Genomic DNA, 21,889 nt, shown 5'->3' with positions numbered 1-21,889 from the left:
GTCATCCTGATGAGCGGCCCGCCGCGGGCACTCAGGCAAACATGAGCGAGGCCCGTTGCCAGGCCCCGTCATCAGGAGGTCTTCTTGCCAAAACCCGATTGCTTGAGGGTGTAGCCTGCGCTGTTTTGCCAGGCATCCAGCCCGCTTCGGTTGTTGCCCGCCACCAGGCTCGCGGCCAGGCTCGGGCTGTTGAACAGCTGATCAGCGGTAAAGATGAAGCCCCCTTCGGGGTGGGGAACGAGCACCCCCTTGCCCAGCAGCTCCTGGCGCAGCTCGATCACCGCCTCGCGCAGGGAGGCCGCATCCTCGCCGTTGGCGGTGGAGCCCGCCTGGACCATGAAACCGGGGTTCTGCCGCTTGCCCACCGGATAACCATGGGCCTCTGCCCCCTTGCCGTTGAAGTGGTAGAGCTCGCGCTCCCCCGGCTTGTTGTCGGAGAGGGCCTTTTGCAGGGTCATCAGCTCGTTGTAGATATCGATGGGGACCACGGCAGCCTGCTTGACGCCCTTGCTGTCGACGATAAAACTGACTTGCTTGTGTAACATCCTTGCTCATCCTGTGACCCATGGAAGGCCCTATTCTAACCACCTCAGGCGAGCGGGATCCAGCGAGGATCCCCATCCCTTTTGCAGGCGCGATCACTAACTGGCATAGTGACGGACATTGTGAAAGCCATTGACCATCAAACGGTTATACCATGCTTAGCCTGCGCAACCTCAGTAAACGCTTCGCCAACGGCGGCGAGACGCTCCCCCTGTTTGAGGGGCTGGATCTCGCCCTCACCCCGGGGGAAACCTGCCTGCTGCTGGGGCAAAGCGGCTGTGGCAAGTCCACCCTGCTCAACCTCATCGCCGGTCTCATCGCCCCGGACGAGGGGGAGATCTGGCTGGAAGAGACCCGCCTCGACACCCTGCCGACAGACGAGCGTGCCCGGCTTCGCGGGCGCCATTTCGGCATCGTCTATCAGGATTTCAACCTGCTGCCGACCCTGACCGTGGCCGAGAACCTCGCCCTGCCCCTTCAGATAAACAACCTGCCCCAGGACGATGGGCGCCTCGATGCCCTGCTCACGCGCCTTGGCATGAGCCACAAACGCCACGCCTGGCCGGAGCAGCTCTCCGGCGGCCAGCGCCAGCGGGTGGCGCTGGCCCGTGCCCTCATTCATCAGCCTCGTTGGCTGCTCGCCGACGAACCCACCGGGAGTCTCGACGAGCACAACGCCGAGCAGGTGATGGCCCTGATGATGAGCGCGGTGCGCGATACCGGCGCCGGTCTCTTGCTGGTGAGCCACAACCCGGGCTATGGCGACCTGGCGGATCGGGTGCTGCGCCTTGAAGGGGGACAGCTGGTCGAGCTCAAGGGGCGCCGCCATGGCTGACGTCTGCCGGGGGGCCTGCTGATGTTGCCGCTCAAGGCACTGCTGCGCCTCTATCGCGCTCACCCCTGGCTGCTCTTGATGAGCCTGGCCGGGCTCACCCTCGGGGTCACCCTGGTGGTGGCCATCGAGCTCTTGAACCACAGCGCCCGCACCAACTTCGTCGCCGCCCGCAGCCAGCTCGCCGGGGAGGCCAACTACCGCCTGGCCCCCCAGGGTGACCTGGATGAACAAGTCTACGTGAGGCTGGTGCGAAGCCAGCCGAACCTTGACGCCATGCCAGAGCTTCACGCCTGGCTCAAGGACGAGCAGGGGCGCAGCTTCCAGTTGCTGGGGATGGATCTCTTCAACCCCGGCCCCCTGCGCCGCCTCTTTGGCGATGCGCCAGACAGCCAACCCGATGTCTCGTTGAATCGCGCCGACAGCGTCTGGCTGGCCGCCCCCGAGGCGAGGCGCCTTGACTGGCAACCGGGCCAGTCGCGAACCTTTGTGCTGGGGGATGAGGGGCAACGCCCCCTGACCCTTACCCTGGCCGGCACCTTCGAGCCCGGCGCCGTCCCCATGGAGCGGCTGCTGGTGACCGACATCGGCCTCGCCCAGCCCCTGCTTGGCAAGGCTGGCAGACTGGATCGCATCGTCTTCAAGCTCAGCGACGCAGAGGCCAATACCTTGCAAAGAGCCTTGCAGGCGGCCCTGCAATCCTATGCCCCCCATCAGCCCCTCTGGCTTGAGCCCATCAGCCCGGCGCTCGATGCCAGCCAGCTCGGCGATGCGCTGGCCCTGAACCTCACTGCCCTCTCCCTGCTCGCCATGGCCGTGGGATTGTTTTTGGTGTTCAACGCCCAGCGCTTCGTGCAGAGCGTGCGCCGCCCCCTGCTCGCCCAGCTCATCATCCTCGGGATGCCGCCGCGCCGGGTGCTGCGCTGGCTAACCCTGGAGATCCTGATCCTCGCCAGCATCGGCACCCTGCTCGGGCTGCTGCTGGGGAGCCTGCTGGCCCTCGCCCTGATGGGGCAGCTCACCCAGGCGCTGGCCGACCTTTATGGCCCCAACCCCATCGACCTGCTGCGCCTCTCCCCGACGAGCCTTGGCAAGGCGCTGGTGATTGGCCTTCTGGGGATGCTTGCCGCCAACCTGCCCGGCTGGTGGCAACTGCTGCGCCAATCCCCCCTTGAGCTGCGAGAGGGCAACAGTCGCCCACCGGCTCACCCCTGGCAACGCCGGGGCCTTGCCATCGCCATTCTGCTGCTGTGCGCCCTGTGTCTGTGGCAGCCCTCCACCGGCCTTGGCGGCGCCCTCTTCGTGGCCGGAGGCTGGCTGCTCGCCATGGCCCTCCTGCTGCCCGATGCCCTTCGCTCCTTGCTGGGGCGGCTGCGTGCACGCGGCCCCCTCACCGCCCGGCTCGGGGTGGCAGAAACCCTCTATCACCTGGATCGCACCGCCATCGCGGTGATGGCGCTGCAACTGGCCATCGCCGCGGCCATCGGCATCGGGGTCATGGTGTCGAGCTTTCGCTCGAGCGTGGAGATCTGGCTCGGCCAGCGCCTGGCCGCCGATCTCTACGTCACCGCTCCCAAGGGGGTGGCTGGCAGCAGGGGCGCACTCGGCGAGCAGACCCTCAACACCATCCTCGCCTCGCCAGATGTGCGCGCCGCCTCCCGCCGCGCCGTGCTCCCCGCCCGCTGGCAGGGGCAGCCCATCGAGTGGGCGCAGATGGACTTTATTCCCGAGCTCAAAGCCGCCTACCCCTTGCTCGCCGGGCGCTGGCCCGCGGCTCCCGACGAGGTGCTGGCGAGCGAACCGCTGACGGTACGCCTCGGGGTCAGGGTGGGCCAGCGCCTAGAGGTAACCAGCGAAGGGGGGCCGAGGGCTTTCACCGTCACCGGCGTCTATCAGGATTACGGCAGCGACAAGGGGCAGATACTGCACGCCTTCGAAGGGGGCAAGGTGCAATCCCTTGCCCTCTTCAGCCCGGATCCCGAGCACCTTGGTGACAGGCTCAGGAGCCAGTTTGGCGAGCAGGTGAACCTGTTGCCCGCCCCCGCCATCCACGCCGCCGCCCTCAGGGTGTTCGATCAGACCTTCGTGGTGACCGAACTATTGAAGTTACTGATTTTGGGGATCGCCTTCGTCGGCATCGGCTCGGCCTTTATGGTGCTGGGGCTGGCCCGGCGCGGCGAGTTGCAGACCCTGCAGAGCCTTGGCCTGAGCCCGCGCCACTGCCGCCGGCTGCTGGTGTGGCAAGGGGCAGGCCTCGGGCTGCTCACGGCGATCCTGGCATTGCCGGTGGGCTATGGCCTTGCCTGGGTGCTGATTGAGGTGGTCAACCCCCGCGCCTTTGGCTGGCGGCTGGCCTTCGAGGCCGCCCCCCTGCACGCCGTCACGGCGCTCCTGCTCGCCCCCGTCTGTGGCGCGCTCGCCTCCTGGTATGCCGCAAGGAGAGTGGTATGAAAGATTGGTTGGCGCACTGGCTCAGCCATGGCTTGACGTTCCCATTGACCAGATCTCTGTCACCGCCCCTGATTCAGCGCAGAGAAGCGCACAGAGCTGCCGCGAACCATCCCCTCTCCCTTCGGGAGAGTGCCAGGGTGAGGGGAATCTTGTCCTCTTGGCTCGCAGCCCTCTTGATCCCGCTTGTTGCCATAAGCGGCAACGCGCAGGCCAGCGATCTGGGGAGCATCCTTGGTGGTGGCAACGATCACTTCAAACAGGCCCTGCCGGGTCAGTCCATCCGCCTACCCGCGGATCACGCTGCCCACCCCGACTACCGCTCCGAGTGGTGGTATCTCACCGGCAACCTCAAAGACGAGCAAGGGCGCGGCTACGGCATGCAGTGGACCCTGTTTCGCCAAGGCATTGAACAGGAGATAACATCCGACAACCCCTGGCTCACCCCTCAACTCTGGTTGGCCCAGTTCGCCATCACGGATGTGAGCAAAGGCAGCCACCAGCAGGACGAGCGCACCAGCCGCCAGGGGCCTGGGCTCGCCGGTGCCAGCGGCGGTGAGTATTGGCTGAAAGAGTGGGTGCTTACCTCTCAAGGGGAATCGCTCTTTCCCGCCACCCTCAAGGTGCAGAGCAAGGCGGGGGATCTTGATGTGAAGGTGAGTGCCGCCAAGCCGGCGGTACTGCAAGGCAAAGCGGGTTACAGCGAGAAGAGCCCGGGCAACGCCTCCTTCTACTACTCCTACCCGCGCCTGACCATCAGCGGCACCCTGATCTTGGATGGGGAGACCCGTAACGTCAGCGGTGAGGGCTGGTTTGATCACGAGTGGAGCAGCTCGGTATTGGCCCAGTGGCAATCGGGCTGGGACTGGTTTTCGCTGCAGTTTGAAGATGGCCGCGAGTTGATGCTGTTTCGCCTGCGCACCAAATCGGGACGCTCTGAGCCGGAGAACCGCTACGGCATCCTGATTGAACGAGACGGCAGCAGCCGGGTGCTGAATCCTGCGCAGATCCGCCTCACCCCCGGCAAGACCTGGCGCGGCCCCAAGGGGCAAGCCTACCCCATCGAGTGGCAGCTGGCAGCCGGCGATATGAGGCTCACCATCCAGGCGCGCCTGCCCGATCAGGCCATGACGGGACGCTTTGACTACTGGGAGGGGGCGGTATCCGTCTCGGGGGATGCAAAAGGCGTCGGTTATCTGGAGATGACGGGCTACTGAGTCTTACCCCGTTCGCCATCGCGGATGAGCAGGTTCGACTCATGGATGTCAGCATCGGTGCGCGTTTGGCGATGCTGTTGGCCGCCTTCTCGCTGTCACAGGCGGACAGGGCGGCGGTGCAGGCGATGGCCAGCATGGCTTAGTGGTGCATTCAATCGCCGCTGAATTTACTGGAGGAAGGGTTCGCCGGTCGACGCAAGATCTGTAACCAGCTGTTACAAGGCATTGATGAGCAAGAGATAACACATGACTTGGTTGGCCGGGCGGTGTGGCAATGAAGAGAAGCCATCTCCCCTCCCCCCGTTTCTCTTGACCTTTCCCTGTAAAAATCTGACCACCATCAAGATTTCATTCAAATCCCACGGAACGGCTGTGTTTTTACTCAACAGGAGCGGTCGGCCTTTGATAGGCTACTACTCATCCGGCCCTTATAGCCCCAGAGGCATCCAGAGAGTGGCAATGTTCAATCCTATTTTATTCAGCTTGAAGGCAGCACAACGGAAGCTGAAATCCGTGCGGTAGGGAAGGTGCGAATAAGTCATATGGCACGAGAGCATTTACTGGTAACCCATTGATATTAAATGACTAAAATTTTCATTTTTTGTTCGTGGGATACTTGTTCGCACTTTCCCTAATAAGTTACCTTAGTAACCCTATTGAAAACGGCAGGATATTTATCCTGCCGTTTTTATTTTTCTATCTCGCCGCCTGATCCACCAGATAGAGGATGCTGTGATAGGGAATGCCAGCGTGCTGGCTGAGCCCCATTTCACAGGTGCGGCTATTGCTGAATCCCTGACGGCAATCCCTGGGCACTTGAGCTGCCAGGCTGGCAAGTGCCGCGGCGTTGAGCTCCGGGGTCATCAACCCCTTGTCACCGGCAAAGCCGCAGCACTGGATATGCTCTGGCACGATCACCTCGCGGGCACAGGCGCGGGCCACCGCCAGCATCTTATCGCCGAGCCCCATGCGCCGGCTGCTGCAGGTGATATGAAGCATCACGGTCTCATCGATGGGGGTCAGCTCAAGGTGGGGCAGCAGATGTTCCAGCACAAAGGCGGAGGGCTCGAACACCCGAAGACCCTTGCCGAACGCCCCCGAGAGCAGTCGCTGCACGCAGGGGCTGGTATCGAGCAGCACGGGCCAGCGCCCCTGTTCGCTTGCCTGCCACAATGCATCGGCCAGCTCACTGCGCTTGGCTTCCGCTACCTCGCTCATCCCCTTGCTGTCATAGGGCATGCCGCAGCAGAGCCCCTCGATACCTTGCGGCACTATGACCCGGCAGCCCGCTTTATTGAGCAAGGATTGCACCACGTCCGGCAGTGACGGGGCCTCCTCCTGCTGGCCGAATACCCGGCTGGCACACGACGGCAGATAGACCACAGCGCGCTCGCTGGATCCGTCATGGCTCCCCTCCCCTTGCAGCCATTGGTAGCGGCTCGGCCCCGGCAGGGTGGGCAACCAGGCGGGGGTGCGCTGGCCGCTGAGCTTGCGCACGCCCCCCACCAATCCTGCCAGCGCCTTGTCTCCCAGCAGCTTGCCGGCAATGGCTTTGAGGCCGAGAGACCCACGGGCCGCGCGGGTAACGCCGGCGAAGTGATCGGCGCTCCAGCGGGCGATGGGCACAAAGCGCTGGTACTTTTCGCTACGCAGCTTCTTGATCAGGCTGCCAGTGTTGATGCCCACCGGGCAGCGATCGGCGCACAGCCCGGTGGCGGCGCAGGTATCGATGCCCTGATAGTCAAATAGCTGGGCCAGCTGGTTGGAGGGCTCATCGGCACGATTGCGGCGGGCCAGTTCGCGGTAAAGCACGATGCGCTGGCGCGGCGACAGCGACAGGGTGCGCGAGGGGCAGACCGCCTCGCAAAAGCCGCACTCGATGCACGGATCCACGATGGCATCGCTCGCCGGCATGGGCTTGAGGTGGGCCAGGTGGGCCTTGGGGTCATCGTTGATGATGACGCCAGGATTGAGCAGGCCGTCCGGGTCCAGCAGCGCCTTGATGCGCCGCATCAGCGCCATCCCCTCCGACCCCCATTCCAGCTCCACATAGGGGGCCATGTTGCGGCCGGTGCCGTGCTCGGCCTTGAGCGACCCGCCAAAGCGCACGGCGACGAGCTCCGCCACCGCATCCATAAAGGCGCCGTAGCGGGCCACCTGGGCCGGATCGTCAAAGCCCTGGGTAAAGACGAAGTGCAGGTTCCCCTCCAGCGCGTGGCCGAAGATGATCGCTTCACCGTATTCGAAGCGATCGAACAGGGCTTGCAGCCCCGCCACCCCTTCGGCCAAGCGCTCGATGGGAAAGGCGACATCTTCAATGATGACGGTGGTGCCTGTGGTACGCACCGCCCCCACCGCCGGGAAGAGCCCCTTGCGAATGGCCCAGAGGTCGGCGCTGTCGATAGTAAAAGGCACAGAGGCGACCTGGACGAACTCGGCGGCCATGGCCGTCACCTGCTCGCAGCGAGCCACCAGCGCCTCTTTCGATTCCCCATGCACCTCCACAAGCAGGGCGCAGGCAGCCAGATCCAGCGTCTTGATAAAGTCCGGCAGACCGGGCTTGCCCGCCACCGAGCGCAGGGAGCGCCCATCCATCAGCTCCACCGCCGCCACCGGCGCACTTTTCAGGCGCGAGGTGGCCAGACAGGCCTGCTCGGCGTCCCGAAACACCAGCAGGGCCGAGGCCTTGTGGGGGTATTCGGGCACGGTGTCGAGCACCACCTCGGCGATAAAGCCGAGGGTCCCCTCCGAGCCAATCATCAGGTGGGTGAGGATATCGACAGGGTCCTCATGGTCGAGCAGGGCGTTGATGGCGTAGCCGGTGGTGTTCTTGAGCCGGTACTTGTGGCGGATCTTGGCGGCAAGTTCGGCATTCGCCAGCACTTCGGCACGCAGGGCGGCAAGCCCCGTGAGCAGCTCCGGGCGCCTGGCCGCCAAGGCGGCGCGGCTCTGGGGATCGCCGCTCTCCAGCACGGTGCCATCGGCCAGCAGCAACGTCATGGCGTGCAAGGTGTGATAGCTGTTGTGGGCGGTGCCACAGCACATGCCGCTCGCGTTGTTGGCGGCGATGCCACCCAGCTTGCAGGCGTTGATGGAGGCGGGATCCGGCCCAATCTTGCGCCCCAGGGGTGCCAGATAGCGGTTGGCATCGGCGCCGATCACCCCGGGTTGCAGGGCGATGCGCGCCCCCTCGTCCAGAATGCGGTGGCCGCGCCAGCTGTCGGTCAGGGTGATGAGCACCGAATCACTCAGGGCCTGGCCCGAGAGGCTGGTGCCGGCGGCGCGAAAGGTGCACGGCAGGCCCAATTCGCGGCACACTCCGAGCACGAAGCGCACCTCCTCGAGGGAGTCGAGGCGCACGATGCGCTCAGGCACCAGGCGGTAGAAGCTCGCGTCCGTGCCGTGGGCCAATCGCAAGTCCGGGTCGCTCACCAGCCGCTCCGGCGGGATGCGCGAGAGCACGGCGGCGTCAAATTCATTCCAGCGCATCAGCAATCCTCCACCAGCACCACCAAGAGGCGGCTCGGGCCGTGGGCGCCGTAGGCCAGGGTCTGCTGGATGTCGGCGGTCTTGGAGGGGCCGGAGACCAGCAACAGATTGGTGGGCATGGCCTGCTGCCAGCGCCCGGCCGCCACCAGCCCCGCCAGGTTGTCGGTTATGGTGGAAGCCGCCAGCAGGGCGATATGGCAGGGGGGCACCAGGGACAAGGTGCGCGGCTCGCCGCCATCGGGCAGCAATACGAGCGTCCCGGTATCGGCGATGGCGCCCGCGCAGTGGGTAATACCCGCCTGACAGACGTCGAACAGATCGTCCTTCCAGCTCGCGAACTTGCCTGCGGGGGTCAGCACAGATCGCCCGGCGCAGGCGGCCGCGACCGCCTCCTGCCAGCGGCCGCCCTGGCCACAGGCCAGACTCGTCACGCCCTCTTCATCCAGCCAGGCGGCCAGATCCCGGGCAAGGGTTGCTTCCTTGACGGTCAGGATCTCGGCGTGGCTGGCGCTGATCCCGGCAACAAAGCGCTCGCGCCGCGCCTGTTCATCCTCTCCGCGCCAGGGCTGCCAGCCATGGGGGGCATGTGCCATGGGGGTGGCGGCGCCGCGCAGGCGGCTTAATATGGCCTCTTTGCTCGACATCTCAGGACTCCTTCTTCTTCTGGCGCAACAGGGCGTGCAGGCTCTGGGGGGCGGGTTTGGGAGCTTCGCGGCACTGGGTCCAGGGGCCCAGGTGTTTGGGCATCAAGCCCCGCAAGCGACCGGCCACACCGGTTGCGGCGTGGTAGAGGCGCGGGTGGGTGGCGGCGAAGGCAAAGCCCTGCATGGCGAGGGTCTCGAGCCGGCTCCTGGCCGCCCCCTGCCCCGCCAGCGGTTCGTGGCCGGGCTGTGCGTCGTGCTTGGCCTCCCGGCGCAGGCGCTGCAACATGTCGGGAATGGGGATGCGCACCGGGCACACCTCGCCGCAGGCACCGCACAGGCTCGAGGCCGTCACCAGATCCTGCGTGCTCTCCAACCCCAGCAGATGGGGGGAGATGATTTTGCCGATGGGGCCCGGGTAGATGGTGCCGTAGGCGTGGCCGCCGATGCGGGTGTAGACAGGGCAGTGGTTCATGCAGGCGCCGCAGCGGATGCACTGCAATGTCTTGCGCAGCTCCTCATCCCGGTAAGCCTGGCTGCGGCCGTTGTCGAGCAGCACCAGGTGCACCTCGTCCGGGCCGTCCAGCTCCCCTGCCCGGCGCGGGCCGCTGATGACGTTGAAGTAGGTGGTGATGGCCTGACCGGTGGCCGAGCGGGTCAGGGCACTGTAGAGGGGCGGCACGTCGGATAGGCACTCCACCACCTTCTCGATGCCGGTGATGGCCACGTGCACTTTCGGCACAGTAGTGCACATGCGCCCGTTGCCCTCGTTCTCCACCAGACACAGGCTGCCGGTCTCGGCCACCGCAAAGTTGACGCCGGAGAGCCCCATGCCGGCGCGGCGAAACTCTTCGCGCAGGGCCCGCCGCCCGGTCTGGATCAGGGCGTCCACGTCCGTGGTGGGGGTGAAGCCTTCCAGGTTGCTTGCGAAGGTGTCGCTCACCTCCTGCTTGTTCTTGTGGATGGCGGGCATGATGATGTGGGACGGGGTGTCGCCGTCGAGCTGGACGATAAACTCCCCCATGTCGCTCTCAAGGCAGCGGATGCCGTGGCGCGCCATCTCGTGGTTGAAGCCTACCTCCTCGCTCACCATGGACTTGCCCTTGACGATGGAGCTCACCCCGTGTTGCTGGGCGATGCGAAGGATGATGGCATTGGCCTCGGCCGGCGTCTGGGCCCAGTGCACCCGGATGCCGTTGCGCTCGCAGTTGGTTTCGAGCTGCACCAAAAGATCGGGCAGGCGCGAGAGGCAGCGCTGGCGAATCTGCTCCGCCGCATCGCGCACCGCCGCTTCTTCGGCAGGGTCGGCGAAGGCATCGCGGCGCTTGGCGCGCAGATAATCCATGGCGCCGCGAAAGTTCTGGCGCAGCACGGGGTCGGCCAGGGCCGCCTCGGCCTGGGGATGGAAGCGGCGTGGCGAATACTTGGCGTGATCACTCATGATTAGCCCCCTGTTTTTGCGCTTGTAAGCCCTGAGCCATCGGCTCGCTGTGGGCTAGCAGGAAGCTGGCCAGGTGCATGGCGGGCAGTGTCTTGCCCTGATAGGCCAGGGATCCCTTGATGTTCAAGAGACACCCCCAGTCCGCGCTCACCAGGGTGTCGGCGCCGCTGGCCAGCAGGTGGCGGGTCTTGTCCTCCACCATGGCCTGGCTGATGTGGGGATGGCGCACCGAGAAGGTGCCGCCAAAGCCGCAGCACTCGCTCTCGTAGGCCTGCTCGTGCAAGGTGACGCCCTCGAGCTGCCCCAGCAGGCTGCGGGCCGTGGTGTGCACCTGCATCTCGCGCCGGGCCGAGCAGGAGGTGTGCATGACGATACTCGCCCTCCCCACCCCCTGCCAGCGCACCCGGCAGATCCGGACCAGAAACTCGGTGAGCTCGAACACCCGCTCGCAAAACGCCGCCACCTCGGAGCTCTCGGGGAAGAGTCGGCGGTAGTGGTGATGCATCATGCCGCCGCAGGAGCCAGACAGCACCACCACAGGCCAGGGCTCGGGGAAGAGCGCCATCTGGCTTTGCGCCACCTGGCGCGCCTCCTCTTCATGGCCCGAGGTGTAGGCCGGCTGCCCGCAGCAGGTCTGTTTCTCGACAAAGTGCACCCTTATCCCCTCCCGCTCGAGCAGGGCGATGGCATCGAGCCCCGCCACCGGGTCGAACAGGTCCACCAGACAGGTGGCGTAGAGATAAACATCGGCCGGCTTGGCCGGATAGACCCGCATTACCTTCATCACTTGCTCTCCTTTACTTCAACTGCAGCAGTGCGTCCGAGACGTGGAAGCTGTACATGAGCGCCAACCCTATAAGGCCGGTGGCCAGCAGGTAGTAGAGGGTCGGCAGCGCCGTCTTGCGCAGCGTCGCCCCCTCGCGGCCCAAGAGGCCCACGGTGGCCGAGGCCGCCACCACGTTGTGGATGGCGATCATGTTGCCAGCCGCTGCGCCCACGGCTTGCAGCGCCAGCATGGCGGCGGTGGAGACCCCCAGGGTCTGCGCCACCTCGAACTGGAACTGGCTGAACATCATGTTCGATACCGTGTTGGAGCCGGCGATAAAGGCCCCCAGCGCGCCTATGGTGGCGCTCAGGGCCGGGAAGAATTCCCCGACGAGCCCGGCGGCAAAATTGGCCGTGGTCACCGGCATGCTGGCGAGATCCGCCCCGTTGACGCCGGAGTTGATGAAGATGCGCACCATGGGCACGGTGAAGATGAGCACGAAGCCGGCGCCGATCAGGGTGCGGCTCGACTCGCTCATGGCGCGGCCGAAGGGCGCCAGGGCACGGGCCTGAATGAGAGTGGCGAGCAGGGCGCAGAGCACCAGCAGGCCCCCCGGCAGGTAGAGCGGCTCAATCGACGCGCTCACGCCCTTCTCCCCCAAGAGGTCTGTGAAGGCGAGGCTCACCGACAAGAGGCTGGCCTTGAATGCCGGGCTCACCCGGCTCGCCACCAGCAGGAGCGCCAGCGCCACATAGGGGAGCCAGGCCAGCATGAGCGACATGGGGCGGCCGGCGGCCTCTTTGAGATCGAGCTTGAGGGAGCCCAGCCACTCGGCAGGCCACTCGTTCTCGGGGGCGAAATCCCAGGAGTTCTTGGGCACCAGAAAACCGGCTCGCGCCGCCGTCACCACCAGGGCCAGCCCCACCAGACCGCCGATGAGGGACGGGAACTCGGGGCCGAGCAGCATGCCGGTGAGGGCATAGGGGACGGTGAAGGCGAGCCCGGCGAAAATCGCGAAGGGCAGGATGGAGAGCCCCTCGGTCCAGCTGCGGTTGCGACCGAAGAAGCGGGTCAGCATCATCACCATCAGCACCGGCATCAGGGTGCCGACGGTGGCGTGAATGAGGGCCACGTTGGTGGTCACCTGTTGCAGGTAGATGTCCCAGCTGCTGCCACCGGCGCTCAGGGTCTGGCCGATGGCCTGGTTATCCAGCCCCTTGTTGATGCCCACCAGGATGGGGGTGCCCACCGCGCCGAACGACACCGGGGTGGACTGGATCATCATGCCGAGCAGCACGGCGGCGAGCGCCGGAAAGCCAATGGCCACCAGCAGGGGCGCGGCGATGGCGGCCGGGGTGCCAAAACCCGAGGCCCCTTCGATAAAGGCGCCGAAGCACCAGGCGATGATGATGGCCTGGATGCGCCTGTCCGGCGAGATGTTGGTAAAACCGCCGCGAATGGCGCTGATGGCACCGGTGTGTTTGAGGGTATTGAGCATCAGGATGGCGCCGAACACGATCCAGAGCACGGTCACCGTGATCACCAGCCCCTGCAGGGTAGAGGCAAAGACCCGGGTCGGGCTCATCTGCCAGCCCCAGAGGGCGATGAACACGGTCAACAGGAAGGCGACGGGCATGGCGCGCTTGGCGGGCCAGTTGAGGCCGACCAGCAGCACGGCGGCCACCAGGATCGGCGAGAAGGCCACCAGGGCCAGCAGGGTGTCTGTCATCATTGCGTCCTTGTCCAGAGGGGTGCAGAGGCGCACCTTGTTGTTGTTTTGTTAAGCGGACGTGACCTTACCCTGTTCCTTTTTCGCGATATATGGAAATAATGAACAACATTCGTTCCAAAAGTTGATCAATATGGCCAGTACCGACGACCTCATCCTCTTCGCCCAGGTGGTGGAGGCCGGATCCTTCAGCAAGGTAGCTGAACAAAATTCCCTGACAAATTCAGTGGTTAGCAAGCGGATCGGGCGTCTTGAGGAGGAGCTCGGGGTCCAGCTCCTCTATCGCACCACCCGCCGGCTCACCCTGAGCGAGGCGGGCAAGGCGCTCTATCAAGGTGCCAAAAATGTGAAGGCCGCCGCACTGGACGCCTTCGACGCGGTGGCGGGATTTGGTGAAAAGGTGAGCGGTCATGTGCGGATGTCGGTGCCCACCATCTCGGGGGAGCTCTTGCTCGCCGATGCGGTGGCCGATTTTTGCCAGCAGCACCCGGGGCTCACGGTGGAGATGTCGCTCGACAACCGCTTCGTCAACCTGGTGGAAGAGGGGTTCGATCTGGTCATTCGCACCGGCTATCTGGATGACTCGAGCCTGATTGCCCGCCACATTCTCGACTCCCAGTGGGTGATCTGCGCCGCCCCCGCCTATGTGCGCCGCTTCGGGGCGCCGCGGGAGCCGTCGGATTTGCTCACCCACAACTGCCTGCGCTACGCCTACCAGAGCACGGGGGCCTCGGAGTGGGCTTTCAAGGGAGAAGAGGGAAACTATCTGGTGTCGGTGTCGGGGAGCTTTTCAACCGACAACGCCGGGGCCCTGCGCAAGGCGGCGCTGGGAGGACGCGGTATCGTCTATGTGCCGCGCTGTCTGGTCTATCACGACCTGATGCAGGGGGATCTGGTGGACTTGTTTCCCGACCGGGTGGGCAAGAAGCTCGGCATCTACGCCGTCTACCCCTTCACCCGCCAGCCGCCGCGCAAGATAAGGCTGCTCATCGAGCACATCCGCCAGCGCTATCTGGAAATTGGCCACTACTTCATCTGAGACCCTTGCCGGGCCTCAAAGGGCGGATGACGCCGCCTGACGGGAGAGAAACGCCAGGGACTGGCGGTTGAAGTGATCCGGCTGCTCCACGTTGCAGACGTGGCCGCACTTTTCGATGATTTCGAGGCAACTGTAAGGGTCGCGGGCTACCTGCTCGCGCACCGGTGCGAGGAACATGTGATCCTCCTCCCCCATCACGTAGAGGGTGGGAATGGGCAGGGCCCGCTCGCGAAAGTAGCGCATCAGGGGGTTCACCTCGGTGGCGAGACGGAACCAGCGCTTGAACTCCTTCTGGCACAGCTTTCTGGCCTCGCGCACGAAGAGGTTGCGGGACTCCTGATGGTGCTGGCGCGGCATGATGATGAAGGCGAACAGGCGGTAGAGCCACATGTAGGGCAGGAAGTGCTGGCCGAGGCGACCAAGCTGCACCAGCACCCGGGAGCGGATGTCGAGACGCAGGATGGCACCGCCGAGCACCATGCTCTTGACCCGCTCGGGGCGAAGCTCCGCCAAATGGCGAATGAGGATGGTGCCAAGGGAGATGCCGACAAAATGGGCGTGGGGGATGCGCAGGTGATCCAGCAGGCGCAGGATATCCTCGGTCACGGCCCGAAAGCTGTAGTGCCCCTTTACCACCTGCTGCAGCTGGTTGGACTGGCCGTGACCGCGAAGGTCCAGCAGCAGCACGTTGAAGTGCTCCCGGTAGGCCCGCAACTGCTTGAACCAGATGGAGGAGCTGCCGCCCGCACCGTGCACGAACACCACCCAATCCCGATCGGGACCCAGTTCAAAGGTCTTGTGGTACAACATCTCATGGGCTCCCGGGGTGATGGGGGGTATACTCGGCGCGCATATTAACAGAAGGCTCACCCCGGTGAACATGCTTCCACCATGATCGGACCAGCCTGGAGTCCCCATGACCCTCGTTCAATTGCGTGAATTTTTGCTCAGCCAGCCCGGCGCCACCGAGGACACCCCCTTCGGCCCGGAGATCCTGGTCTACCGCATCGCCGGCAAGATGTTTGCCCTGGTGGACTGGCAGGCGGAGCCCCTCTCCATCAACCTGAAGTGCGAACCCGAGCTCGCCCTGCTGCTGCGGGAGATCCACCCCGAGGTGAAACCGGGCTGGCACATGAACAAGCAGCACTGGAACACGGTGACCCTGAGTGAAGGCCTGTCTGACGATCTCTGGCAGGGCTGGATAGTCCACTCCTATGAGCGGGTGGTGGCGGGTCTGCCCAGGGCGAAGCGGCCCCAGGGCCCCCGCGCGACCATCAGGGAGGGTTGACCCATGCCGTCTCTTTCTTCTTCTCGCATCGTCCCCCTCGAGGAGGCGCACATACCAAGGCTGCTGGATCTGTTCGAGCAGTCGGTACGCCGCCTGGGGCCTGCACACTACAGCCCGGAGCAGGTGGAGCAGTGGGCCAGGGGGGCCCATCACCCGGGGCTTGCCAGCCAGTTGCGCGAGCACCATGGCTGGGTCATCGAGCAAGACGATGTGCCCCTTGGCTTTGCCACCCTGAGCGATGACGGTCATCTCAGCCTGCTCTACGTGAGCGCGGATCATCCGCGCCAGGGGCTCGGCACCCTGCTGCTGGAGCGGGTGCTGGCAGCCGCCAGCCAGATGGGGCTTGGCAGCCTCACCACGGAGGCGAGCGCCTTCAGCCTCGCCCTCTTCCTGCGTCACGGCTTCCTGCTGACCGGATTGGAGACGGTGGAGCGCGGCGGTGTCCAATTTATCCGCCATCGGCTCCACTGCCGCTTGCCATGACGGGTTCAGCCACTAAAATACGCACCATTTCCCCAAGGCAATGAAGAAAGGGCAGCCATCATGGTGGTAGAGAGCGACGGTTACATTGCGCTGATCGAGTATCTGGTAGAGAGTCTGGGTCTGTTCGAGAGCCAGCAACAAGGCGGCGGTGCCCAGACCATCGAGGATTTGGTGAGCAGCCGGGTGGCCGACAACCTGATGGCCATCTGCGAGCAGAACCCCCAGCTCGACCCCAAGGTGCGCTTCCTGATCATGCAGGAGGCCGATGCCGTGGTCGCCGACCTGGAAGAGGTGCTCTCCGCCGTTTGGTTGTCCGCCCCCAGCGAAGCCCAGCAAGCCTTCCTCATCGAGTTCATCGACCTCATCAAGAACCTGTTCGACAGCACCATCGGCTGATCCCATCCCTGCCGTGACGGCAAGGGGACGAGATGCAATGAGGCGAGGAGTGAGGCGGGACGCCCAATGAAAAGGGCCGCCTCATCGGGCAGCCCTGCTTGCTAGCATTGTCAATTCATCGCGCTTGTCAGAGTAATGAATTTCGGGGCAAAAAATGTGTCTGGTCTTGGCAACCATCCGTGGTCGCTACCCTGTTGGTCAGCCAGGGTTCAGTTTAGTTCCCCACCTGACGCATTTTTTTCAATTATTTTTCATCACAATAACACGGGGGCCTGATGGCCCCCGTGGTATGCATTGATGCCTCAGCGATTCAGGCTGGGAGGCAGGCAGACACCGATGCCCCCCAGGCCGCAATACCCCTCGGGATTTTTCTCCAGATATTGCTGGTGATAATCCTCGGCATAGTAGAAGGGGGCCAGCGGCAGGATGCGGGTGGTGATGGTGCGCCCGTCACCGCTCGCCGTCATGGCCTGCTGGTAGGCGGCCAGGCTCTGCTGGGCAATCGCCTCCTGGGTGTCGTCCCCGACGAAGATGACGGAGCGATACTGGGTGCCGATGTCGCCACCCTGGCGCATCCCCTGGGCCGGATCATGGTGTTCCCAGAACAGCTTGACGAGATCCCCATAGCTGATGACCTTGGGATCGAACACCACCTGCACCGTCTCGGCGTGGCCGGTCAGGCCGCTGCACACCTCCTTGTAGGTGGGATTGGGGGTCAGCCCCCCCTGATACCCGGCGGCGGTGGAATAGACCCCGGGCTGCTGCCAGAACAGACGCTCCACACCCCAGAAACAGCCCATGCCGAACCAGGCAAGCTCCATCCCCTCGGGCCAGGGCCCCTGGGTCGGGTGGCCGTTTACTGCGTGCACCTGGCCAATCTCCAGCGCTTCCCGCCGTCCCGGCAGCGCCTCTGCCGGTGAAATAATCTGCTCCATATGCCCTGTCCTTGTATAAAACCCCGCGCAATGCGGCTGACGAAAAGGAACACCGAAGATATCAGGTTATTAGCCCGGATCAACCAGGGAGCGGCCCCCGGGGCTACCCTCCCGCCCTCGCCTGCGTCTCCCCCTCCCCGCCCGCACTGGTCAAAATGGCGACAAAAAAACATCAAGTCGATATTTAGTCTTGATTTGTGAATTTATTTTCATATATTGGGCAAATTGCTGCTTTTTTATGGAATGAAACACGTGCGTGAACGCGAACCCAGCCTGGTCCATGCCTTTCGGCAATCCACCCCCTATGTCAATGTGCACCGGGGTGCCACCTTCGTCCTGATGATCGGCGGGGAAGCCATTTGTCACCCCAATTTCGCCAACATCGTCAGCGACATCGCCCTGCTGCAGACCTTGGGGATCCGCCTGGTGCTGGTGTTTGGTTCGCGTCCGCAAAATGACGAGGCCCTGGCCCGCGCCGGCATCCAGGCCCAGTATCACAAGCGGATCCGGGTCACCGACGATGCCAGTTTCGCCATCATCAAGCAGGTGTGCGGCGGTCTGCAATACGACATCACCGCCCAGCTCTCCATGGGCCTCGCCAACACCCCCATGCAGGGGGCCCGCATCAGTGTGGTGAGCGGCAACTTCGTCACCGCCCAGCCGCTGGGTGTGGATGACGGCATCGACTTCTGCCACAGCGGCCGGGTGCGTCGCATCGATGTGGAGGGGATCACCCGCCAGCTGGATCAGCACGGCCTGGTGCTCATCTCCCCCATCGGCTGCTCGGTCACCGGCGAGAGCTTCAACTTGAGCTCGGAAGAGGTTGCCCGCCGGGTGGCGGTGGATCTCAAAGCCGACAAGCTCATCTGCTTCAGCAGCACCCAGGGGGTCATGGACAGGCACGGAGAGGCCATCTCCGAGCTCTTCCCCGAACAGGCCGAAGAGCTGCTGGTGGCGCTGGAGCAGGCGGGTGAAGAGATGTCAGGCACCGCCCGCTACCTGCGCGCGGCCATCGCCTCCTGCCGGGGTGGCGTGCCCCGCTCCCACCTGGTGAGCTATCAGGACGACGGCGCCATGCTGCAGGAGCTGTTCAGCCGCGAGGGGCTGGGTACCCAGATCGTGCGCGAAAGCGCCGAGCGGGCCCGGGCCGCCACCATTGAGGACATCGGCGGCATCCTGGATCTCATCCGTCCTCTGGAGGAGGAAGGGATCCTGGTGCGCCGCTCCCGGGAGCAGCTGGAGATGGAGATAGACAAGTTCACCATCATCGAGCGGGACGGCCTCATCATCGGCTGTGCGGCGCTCTACTGCTTCATGGAAGAAGCCATGGCCGAGATGGCCTGCGTCGCCATCCACCCGGAGTATCGCAACTCCAACCGGGGAGACACCCTGATCGCCAAGGTGGCCGAGCGGGCCAAGCGGCTCGGCATCCGTCGCCTGTTCGTGCTCACCACCCGCTCCATCCACTGGTTCCGGGAGCGGGGCTTCGATCCCCTGGAAGTCGAAGATCTGCCGGTGGAGCGCCAGCGCTTCTACAACTGGCAGCGTCGCTCCAAGGTTTTGTCCAAGACCATTTCGTAACTGATTGATCTTGTGCCTGGTTACCGTCAATTTTGTTCTTTTTTACGAACTCGATTGACAGTGCAATCCAGACCAAGGTATTTGTACATGCACGCCACCTGTCACAGGTGGCACCAGAAGAGGAGCGCTGCCCAGGCAGCCCAAGGGAGGACACCAGTGTCCGGTGAACTTGGGTCAGGGGGAGCAGCGCCGAGACGAGGCGAGTGACTGGACACCGCCACGTCGGCTGCGGGGGCTGAATCCCCCGGGTTGTCATCGGTAGTGGTCATCCCACACCGCGCCCCACCTGGGGCCGGTACGGGATGGGCTCTGCAGGTGGAGTGCTTCTGGCCGGGATCCTCGCGTTTTCCTGCCATTTTTTGCCTCCTCCTCTCTTTTTGCCCGATGAAACCGGATTTTCACCTTGAGACAGGAGTATGCAATGAACCCGATCAATGTCGCCAAGTTTGGCGGAACCAGCGTCGCCAATGCCGCGGCCATGAACCACTGCGCCGACGTGGTGCTGGCCAATCCGGCGACCCGGGTGGTGGTGCTGAGCGCCAGCGCCGGCGTCACCAACCTGCTGGTGAGCCTGGCTCAGGGTGAACTGGACGAAGCCGGACAGGATGCCCAGCTTGCCAGTCTTGCCGACATCCAGCTGGCCATTCTGGCCGCCCTTGGCAACCCGAGCGACGTGAGCGCCCTCATCCATGCCCAGCTCGGCGACATTCGCACCATGGCCCGTCAGGCCAGTCAGCACACCGACGCCGAACTCGCCGATCGCCTCATCGCCTGCGGCGAGCTGATGTCCACCCGTCTCTTCACCGAACTCCTGCACCAGCGCGGGGTCAAGGCCCAGTGGCAGGATGCGCGCCAACTGCTGCGCACCGACAGCCGCTTTGGCAAGGCCACCGTGGATCTCGCGGCGACCCGCGCCCTCTGCCAGCAGGCGGTGGGCCCGTTGCTGGGTGACAGCCTGGTCATCACCCAGGGCTTCATCGGTGCCGACGGCGATGGTCGCACCACCACCCTCGGCCGTGGCGGCTCCGACTACAGCGCGGCCCTCCTGGCCGAGGCACTGGACGCAGGCAGCATCGAGATCTGGACCGACGTGCCCGGCATCTACACCACGGATCCCCGCCTGGTTACCCGCGCCCGCCCCATCCCCGAAATCAGCTTCGTGGAGGCGGCGGAGATGGCCACCTTCGGCGCCAAGGTGCTGCACCCGGCCACCCTGCAACCCGCGCTGCGCCAGGACATCCCGGTGTTCGTGGGCTCCGCCAAGGACCCCGCCGCCGGTGGCACCTGGATCCGCGCCACCACCCGCAGCAACCCGCTGTTCCGGGCCGTGGCCCTGCGCCGCCAGCAGGTGCTGGTGACCCTGCACAGCCTCAACATGTTCCACGCCTACGGCTTCCTGGCCGAGGTGTTCGGCATCCTGGCCCGTCACCGCATCTCGGTGGATCTCATCACCACCTCCGAGGTGAGCGTCTCCCTGACCCTGGATCACACCGGCAGCCAGAGCAACGGCGAACCCATCCTGAACGACAAGGTGCTGGCGGAGCTCGGCCAGCTGTGCAAGGTCGAAGTGGAGACCGGTTTCGCCCTGGTGGCGCTCATCGGCAACCGCATGAGCGAGGCGGCCGGGGTAGGCAGCCAGGTGTTCGACGCCATCCGCGAGCACAACATCCGGATGATCTGCTACGGCGCCAGCGCCCACAACCTCTGCTTCCTGGTCAAAGAGGACGAGGCGGGCCACATCGTCAATTGCCTGCACCGGGAACTGCTCGACTGAGTCGCCCCGGCGCTGGCACACAACGAGCCTCCTCCGCCCCATCACACTTCCCCACTCAGCAAAGAGGGGCGCCGCGGCGCCCCTCTTGTCACTCTTCTTCCACCATCAGCTGGTGACCAGGGTGGCCCGGGTGGGCAGCAGATTGGCCCGGATCTGCTCGCGCAGCCCTCCCAGCCGTTGCAGCAACCCGGCCTGACCGAGCCCCGCTTCGTCAGGAGCCAGATTGTCCACCAGGGCCGGGAAGTGCTCCCGTACCGCCTGCTCCAGCCAGTCGAGACGGCGCAGGGTGAGCGGGCCGCAGCTCTTGCCGCTGAGATCGTCCAGGATGTCGAGCCGATGGCTGCGGTACATGTCGCGCCACCAGTTGGCCGCCAGCGCCTCGTCGCTTGCCAGCGCCGCACTCCACTCCCCCACCAGTCCCTGCATCCGCGCCAGCACGGGGGCGCTCGCCCCCTCCCGCGACAGGTATTGCAACTCTCCCCTGGCCCAGGCGAGGCAGAGCTCGCGCCAGCGGCGAAACAGCGGCAAGGGATCCGCCTCGTCCAGCCAGAGCCCGGAGAGGGTGCGGGTTTCCAGCCGCTCAGGCACGTGGAAGTCGGGATCGGTGAGGCCGTTGGAATTGAACTCGTGCAGGGGATCGAAGGGCCACATGTAGCCAAAATCGAACACCGAGATATGCTGGCCGTCATCCAGCAGGTTGCCCGGGCTCGGATCCCAGTCAAACCAACCCCAGCGGGCCAGCTCCGCCTCCACCGCCAGCATCTGCGCCAGGTTCCGCTCGCAGAGCGTGCGCACCGGCTCCCCCCGCAGCCAAGGGGAGACCAGCACCCCGGCCCGGGCGGAGCCGAAACTGGTGCAGACCACGTTGGAGAGGATGGTGGGGTGCAGCTCCCGCAGGCTCTCTATCTCCCGGCGCCGCTCCAGCTCGGTGAGAAAGGCGGTCTTGCCGTCCACATTGGCCACCAGAGAGTCCTGGCGGCAGCGTTTCAGGCACCAGTGGTGCCCCTCCACCTTGAGATGGAACACCTCGGCGGTGAGCCCGTGACCGTAGACCTTGACGACGTCCGGGTGAGCCTCGGTCAGCCGGACGAGCTGGGGCAGCGGCAGGGGGCAGTCCCGCTCCCGCCCGATCCGGATCTCTTCTTTGCTCTCCAGCATCTGGAGCAATCTGGCCTGACGCGCCGCAACTTTGGGATTCATACATGTACCTCCAACCGTTACTGAGAGACTAAACAGCGCCCCCCTCCCAGACCAGCAGCAAAGGCTCATGATGACGCTTTCATCACA

18 protein-coding genes and 1 riboswitch are annotated in these 21,889 nt (G+C 64.7%); of the genes, 9 read left to right on the top strand and 9 right to left on the bottom strand.

Annotated elements, in window-relative coordinates:
• Positions 1-71: 71 nt before the first annotated feature.
• The gene (locus tag J9892_RS04900; RefSeq protein WP_010674381.1) at positions 72-545 is read right to left on the bottom strand and encodes a DUF4357 domain-containing protein; all 474 of its coding nucleotides are present in this window, start codon (positions 543-545) and stop codon (positions 72-74) included.
• Positions 546-697: 152 nt separating this feature from the next.
• Here J9892_RS04900 and J9892_RS04895 point away from each other — a divergent pair, with 152 nt between their 5' ends.
• The 3 genes from J9892_RS04895 (at position 698) to J9892_RS04885 (ending at position 5,040) form a co-directional block, all read left to right on the top strand.
• The gene (locus J9892_RS04895; protein ID WP_043155604.1) at positions 698-1,378 is read left to right on the top strand and encodes an ABC transporter ATP-binding protein; all 681 of its coding nucleotides are present in this window, start codon (positions 698-700) and stop codon (positions 1,376-1,378) included.
• Between the two features lie 21 nt (positions 1,379-1,399).
• The gene (locus J9892_RS04890) at positions 1,400-3,826 is read left to right on the top strand and encodes an FtsX-like permease family protein (RefSeq protein WP_161470431.1); all 2,427 of its coding nucleotides are present in this window, start codon (positions 1,400-1,402) and stop codon (positions 3,824-3,826) included.
• Between the two features lie 173 nt (positions 3,827-3,999).
• A complete protein-coding gene (locus tag J9892_RS04885; RefSeq protein WP_161470443.1) occupies positions 4,000-5,040 on the top strand; it encodes a lipocalin-like domain-containing protein in 1,041 nt (346 codons plus the stop codon).
• Between the two features lie 696 nt (positions 5,041-5,736).
• On the opposite strand, the gene J9892_RS04880 is transcribed toward J9892_RS04885, so the two are convergent.
• Genes J9892_RS04880 through J9892_RS04860 form a run of 5 tightly spaced genes read right to left on the bottom strand, consistent with a single transcriptional unit; the run spans position 5,737 to position 13,106 of the window.
• A complete protein-coding gene (locus J9892_RS04880; protein ID WP_043155597.1) occupies positions 5,737-8,529 on the bottom strand; it encodes an FAD-binding and (Fe-S)-binding domain-containing protein in 2,793 nt (930 codons plus the stop codon).
• Complete coding sequence (locus J9892_RS04875) at positions 8,529-9,173, bottom strand: lactate utilization protein C (RefSeq protein ID WP_043155596.1); 645 nt, start codon at positions 9,171-9,173, stop codon at positions 8,529-8,531. The genes J9892_RS04880 and J9892_RS04875 overlap by 1 nt, the downstream gene beginning before the upstream one ends.
• Before the next feature lies 1 nt (position 9,174).
• Positions 9,175-10,611: a LutB/LldF family L-lactate oxidation iron-sulfur protein gene (locus J9892_RS04870; RefSeq protein ID WP_139700292.1), complete on the bottom strand. Its 1,437-nt coding sequence runs from the start codon at positions 10,609-10,611 to the stop codon at positions 9,175-9,177.
• Complete coding sequence (locus J9892_RS04865; protein WP_210538028.1) at positions 10,604-11,395, bottom strand: (Fe-S)-binding protein; 792 nt, start codon at positions 11,393-11,395, stop codon at positions 10,604-10,606. The genes J9892_RS04870 and J9892_RS04865 overlap by 8 nt, the downstream gene beginning before the upstream one ends.
• 13 nt (positions 11,396-11,408) lie before the next feature.
• A complete protein-coding gene (locus J9892_RS04860; protein ID WP_210538027.1) occupies positions 11,409-13,106 on the bottom strand; it encodes an L-lactate permease in 1,698 nt (565 codons plus the stop codon).
• A gap of 61 nt (positions 13,107-13,167) precedes the next feature.
• Here J9892_RS04860 and J9892_RS04855 point away from each other — a divergent pair, with 61 nt between their 5' ends.
• Entirely contained in the window at positions 13,168-14,145 is a 978-nt protein-coding gene (locus J9892_RS04855; protein WP_080988704.1) for a LysR family transcriptional regulator, read from the top strand.
• 15 nt (positions 14,146-14,160) lie between these two features.
• On the opposite strand, the gene J9892_RS04850 is transcribed toward J9892_RS04855, so the two are convergent.
• Positions 14,161-14,955, bottom strand: a complete 795-nt coding sequence (locus J9892_RS04850; protein WP_104452773.1) for an alpha/beta fold hydrolase — start codon at positions 14,953-14,955, stop codon at positions 14,161-14,163.
• Between the two features lie 106 nt (positions 14,956-15,061).
• On the opposite strand from J9892_RS04850, the gene J9892_RS04845 reads away from it, so the two are divergent.
• From J9892_RS04845 to J9892_RS04835, 3 genes are read left to right on the top strand one after another with little or no spacing between them, the layout of a single operon-like run.
• Entirely contained in the window at positions 15,062-15,433 is a 372-nt protein-coding gene (locus tag J9892_RS04845) for an MmcQ/YjbR family DNA-binding protein (protein ID WP_124813428.1), read from the top strand.
• A 3-nt stretch (positions 15,434-15,436) separates the two neighbouring features.
• The gene (locus J9892_RS04840) at positions 15,437-15,916 is read left to right on the top strand and encodes a GNAT family N-acetyltransferase (protein WP_128274285.1); all 480 of its coding nucleotides are present in this window, start codon (positions 15,437-15,439) and stop codon (positions 15,914-15,916) included.
• Positions 15,917-15,976: 60 nt separating this feature from the next.
• Positions 15,977-16,312 carry a DUF3802 family protein gene (locus J9892_RS04835; protein ID WP_041215402.1) on the top strand — a complete coding sequence of 112 codons (336 nt, stop codon included), beginning with the start codon at positions 15,977-15,979 and terminating at the stop codon, positions 16,310-16,312.
• Between the two features lie 302 nt (positions 16,313-16,614).
• Here the strand turns inward: J9892_RS04835 and msrA are convergent, their stop codons facing one another.
• Positions 16,615-17,247: a peptide-methionine (S)-S-oxide reductase MsrA gene (gene msrA, locus J9892_RS04830; protein WP_010674365.1), complete on the bottom strand. Its 633-nt coding sequence runs from the start codon at positions 17,245-17,247 to the stop codon at positions 16,615-16,617.
• Between the two features lie 252 nt (positions 17,248-17,499).
• Here msrA and argA point away from each other — a divergent pair, with 252 nt between their 5' ends.
• The gene (argA, locus tag J9892_RS04825) at positions 17,500-18,828 is read left to right on the top strand and encodes an amino-acid N-acetyltransferase (RefSeq protein ID WP_041215931.1); all 1,329 of its coding nucleotides are present in this window, start codon (positions 17,500-17,502) and stop codon (positions 18,826-18,828) included.
• Positions 18,829-18,937: 109 nt separating this feature from the next.
• Positions 18,938-19,162, top strand: a riboswitch (Lysine riboswitch).
• Between the two features lie 87 nt (positions 19,163-19,249).
• Positions 19,250-20,602 carry a lysine-sensitive aspartokinase 3 gene (lysC, locus tag J9892_RS04820; RefSeq protein WP_128297322.1) on the top strand — a complete coding sequence of 451 codons (1,353 nt, stop codon included), beginning with the start codon at positions 19,250-19,252 and terminating at the stop codon, positions 20,600-20,602.
• A gap of 105 nt (positions 20,603-20,707) precedes the next feature.
• On the opposite strand, the gene J9892_RS04815 is transcribed toward lysC, so the two are convergent.
• Positions 20,708-21,802, bottom strand: a complete 1,095-nt coding sequence (locus tag J9892_RS04815; protein ID WP_161470427.1) for a hypothetical protein — start codon at positions 21,800-21,802, stop codon at positions 20,708-20,710.
• Between the last annotated feature and the right edge of the window lie 87 nt (positions 21,803-21,889).

Source organism: Aeromonas sp. Prich7-2 (assembly GCF_017939255.1).
Taxonomy (GTDB): domain Bacteria; phylum Pseudomonadota; class Gammaproteobacteria; order Enterobacterales; family Aeromonadaceae; genus Aeromonas; species Aeromonas caviae.
This window is presented reverse-complemented; position numbering and strand designations above follow the sequence as displayed.

Excerpts from the sequence above, each read along its gene's own strand:
- J9892_RS04900 (WP_010674381.1), bottom strand. The coding sequence starts at position 545 with ATGTTACACAAGCAAGTCAGTTTTATCGTCGACAGCAAGGGCGTCAAG.
- J9892_RS04895 (WP_043155604.1), top strand. The coding sequence starts at position 698 with ATGCTTAGCCTGCGCAACCTCAGTAAACGCTTCGCCAACGGCGGCGAG.
- J9892_RS04890 (WP_161470431.1), top strand. The coding sequence starts at position 1,400 with ATGTTGCCGCTCAAGGCACTGCTGCGCCTCTATCGCGCTCACCCCTGG.
- J9892_RS04880 (WP_043155597.1), bottom strand. The coding sequence starts at position 8,529 with ATGCGCTGGAATGAATTTGACGCCGCCGTGCTCTCGCGCATCCCGCCG.
- J9892_RS04875 (WP_043155596.1), bottom strand. The coding sequence starts at position 9,173 with ATGTCGAGCAAAGAGGCCATATTAAGCCGCCTGCGCGGCGCCGCCACC.
- J9892_RS04870 (WP_139700292.1), bottom strand. The coding sequence starts at position 10,611 with ATGAGTGATCACGCCAAGTATTCGCCACGCCGCTTCCATCCCCAGGCC.
- J9892_RS04865 (WP_210538028.1), bottom strand. The coding sequence starts at position 11,395 with ATGAAGGTAATGCGGGTCTATCCGGCCAAGCCGGCCGATGTTTATCTC.
- J9892_RS04860 (WP_210538027.1), bottom strand. The coding sequence starts at position 13,106 with ATGACAGACACCCTGCTGGCCCTGGTGGCCTTCTCGCCGATCCTGGTG.
- J9892_RS04850 (WP_104452773.1), bottom strand. The coding sequence starts at position 14,955 with ATGTTGTACCACAAGACCTTTGAACTGGGTCCCGATCGGGATTGGGTG.
- J9892_RS04845 (WP_124813428.1), top strand. The coding sequence starts at position 15,062 with ATGACCCTCGTTCAATTGCGTGAATTTTTGCTCAGCCAGCCCGGCGCC.
- J9892_RS04840 (WP_128274285.1), top strand. The coding sequence starts at position 15,437 with ATGCCGTCTCTTTCTTCTTCTCGCATCGTCCCCCTCGAGGAGGCGCAC.
- J9892_RS04835 (WP_041215402.1), top strand. The coding sequence starts at position 15,977 with ATGGTGGTAGAGAGCGACGGTTACATTGCGCTGATCGAGTATCTGGTA.
- msrA (WP_010674365.1), bottom strand. The coding sequence starts at position 17,247 with ATGGAGCAGATTATTTCACCGGCAGAGGCGCTGCCGGGACGGCGGGAA.
- lysC (WP_128297322.1), top strand. The coding sequence starts at position 19,250 with ATGAACCCGATCAATGTCGCCAAGTTTGGCGGAACCAGCGTCGCCAAT.
- J9892_RS04815 (WP_161470427.1), bottom strand. The coding sequence starts at position 21,802 with ATGAATCCCAAAGTTGCGGCGCGTCAGGCCAGATTGCTCCAGATGCTG.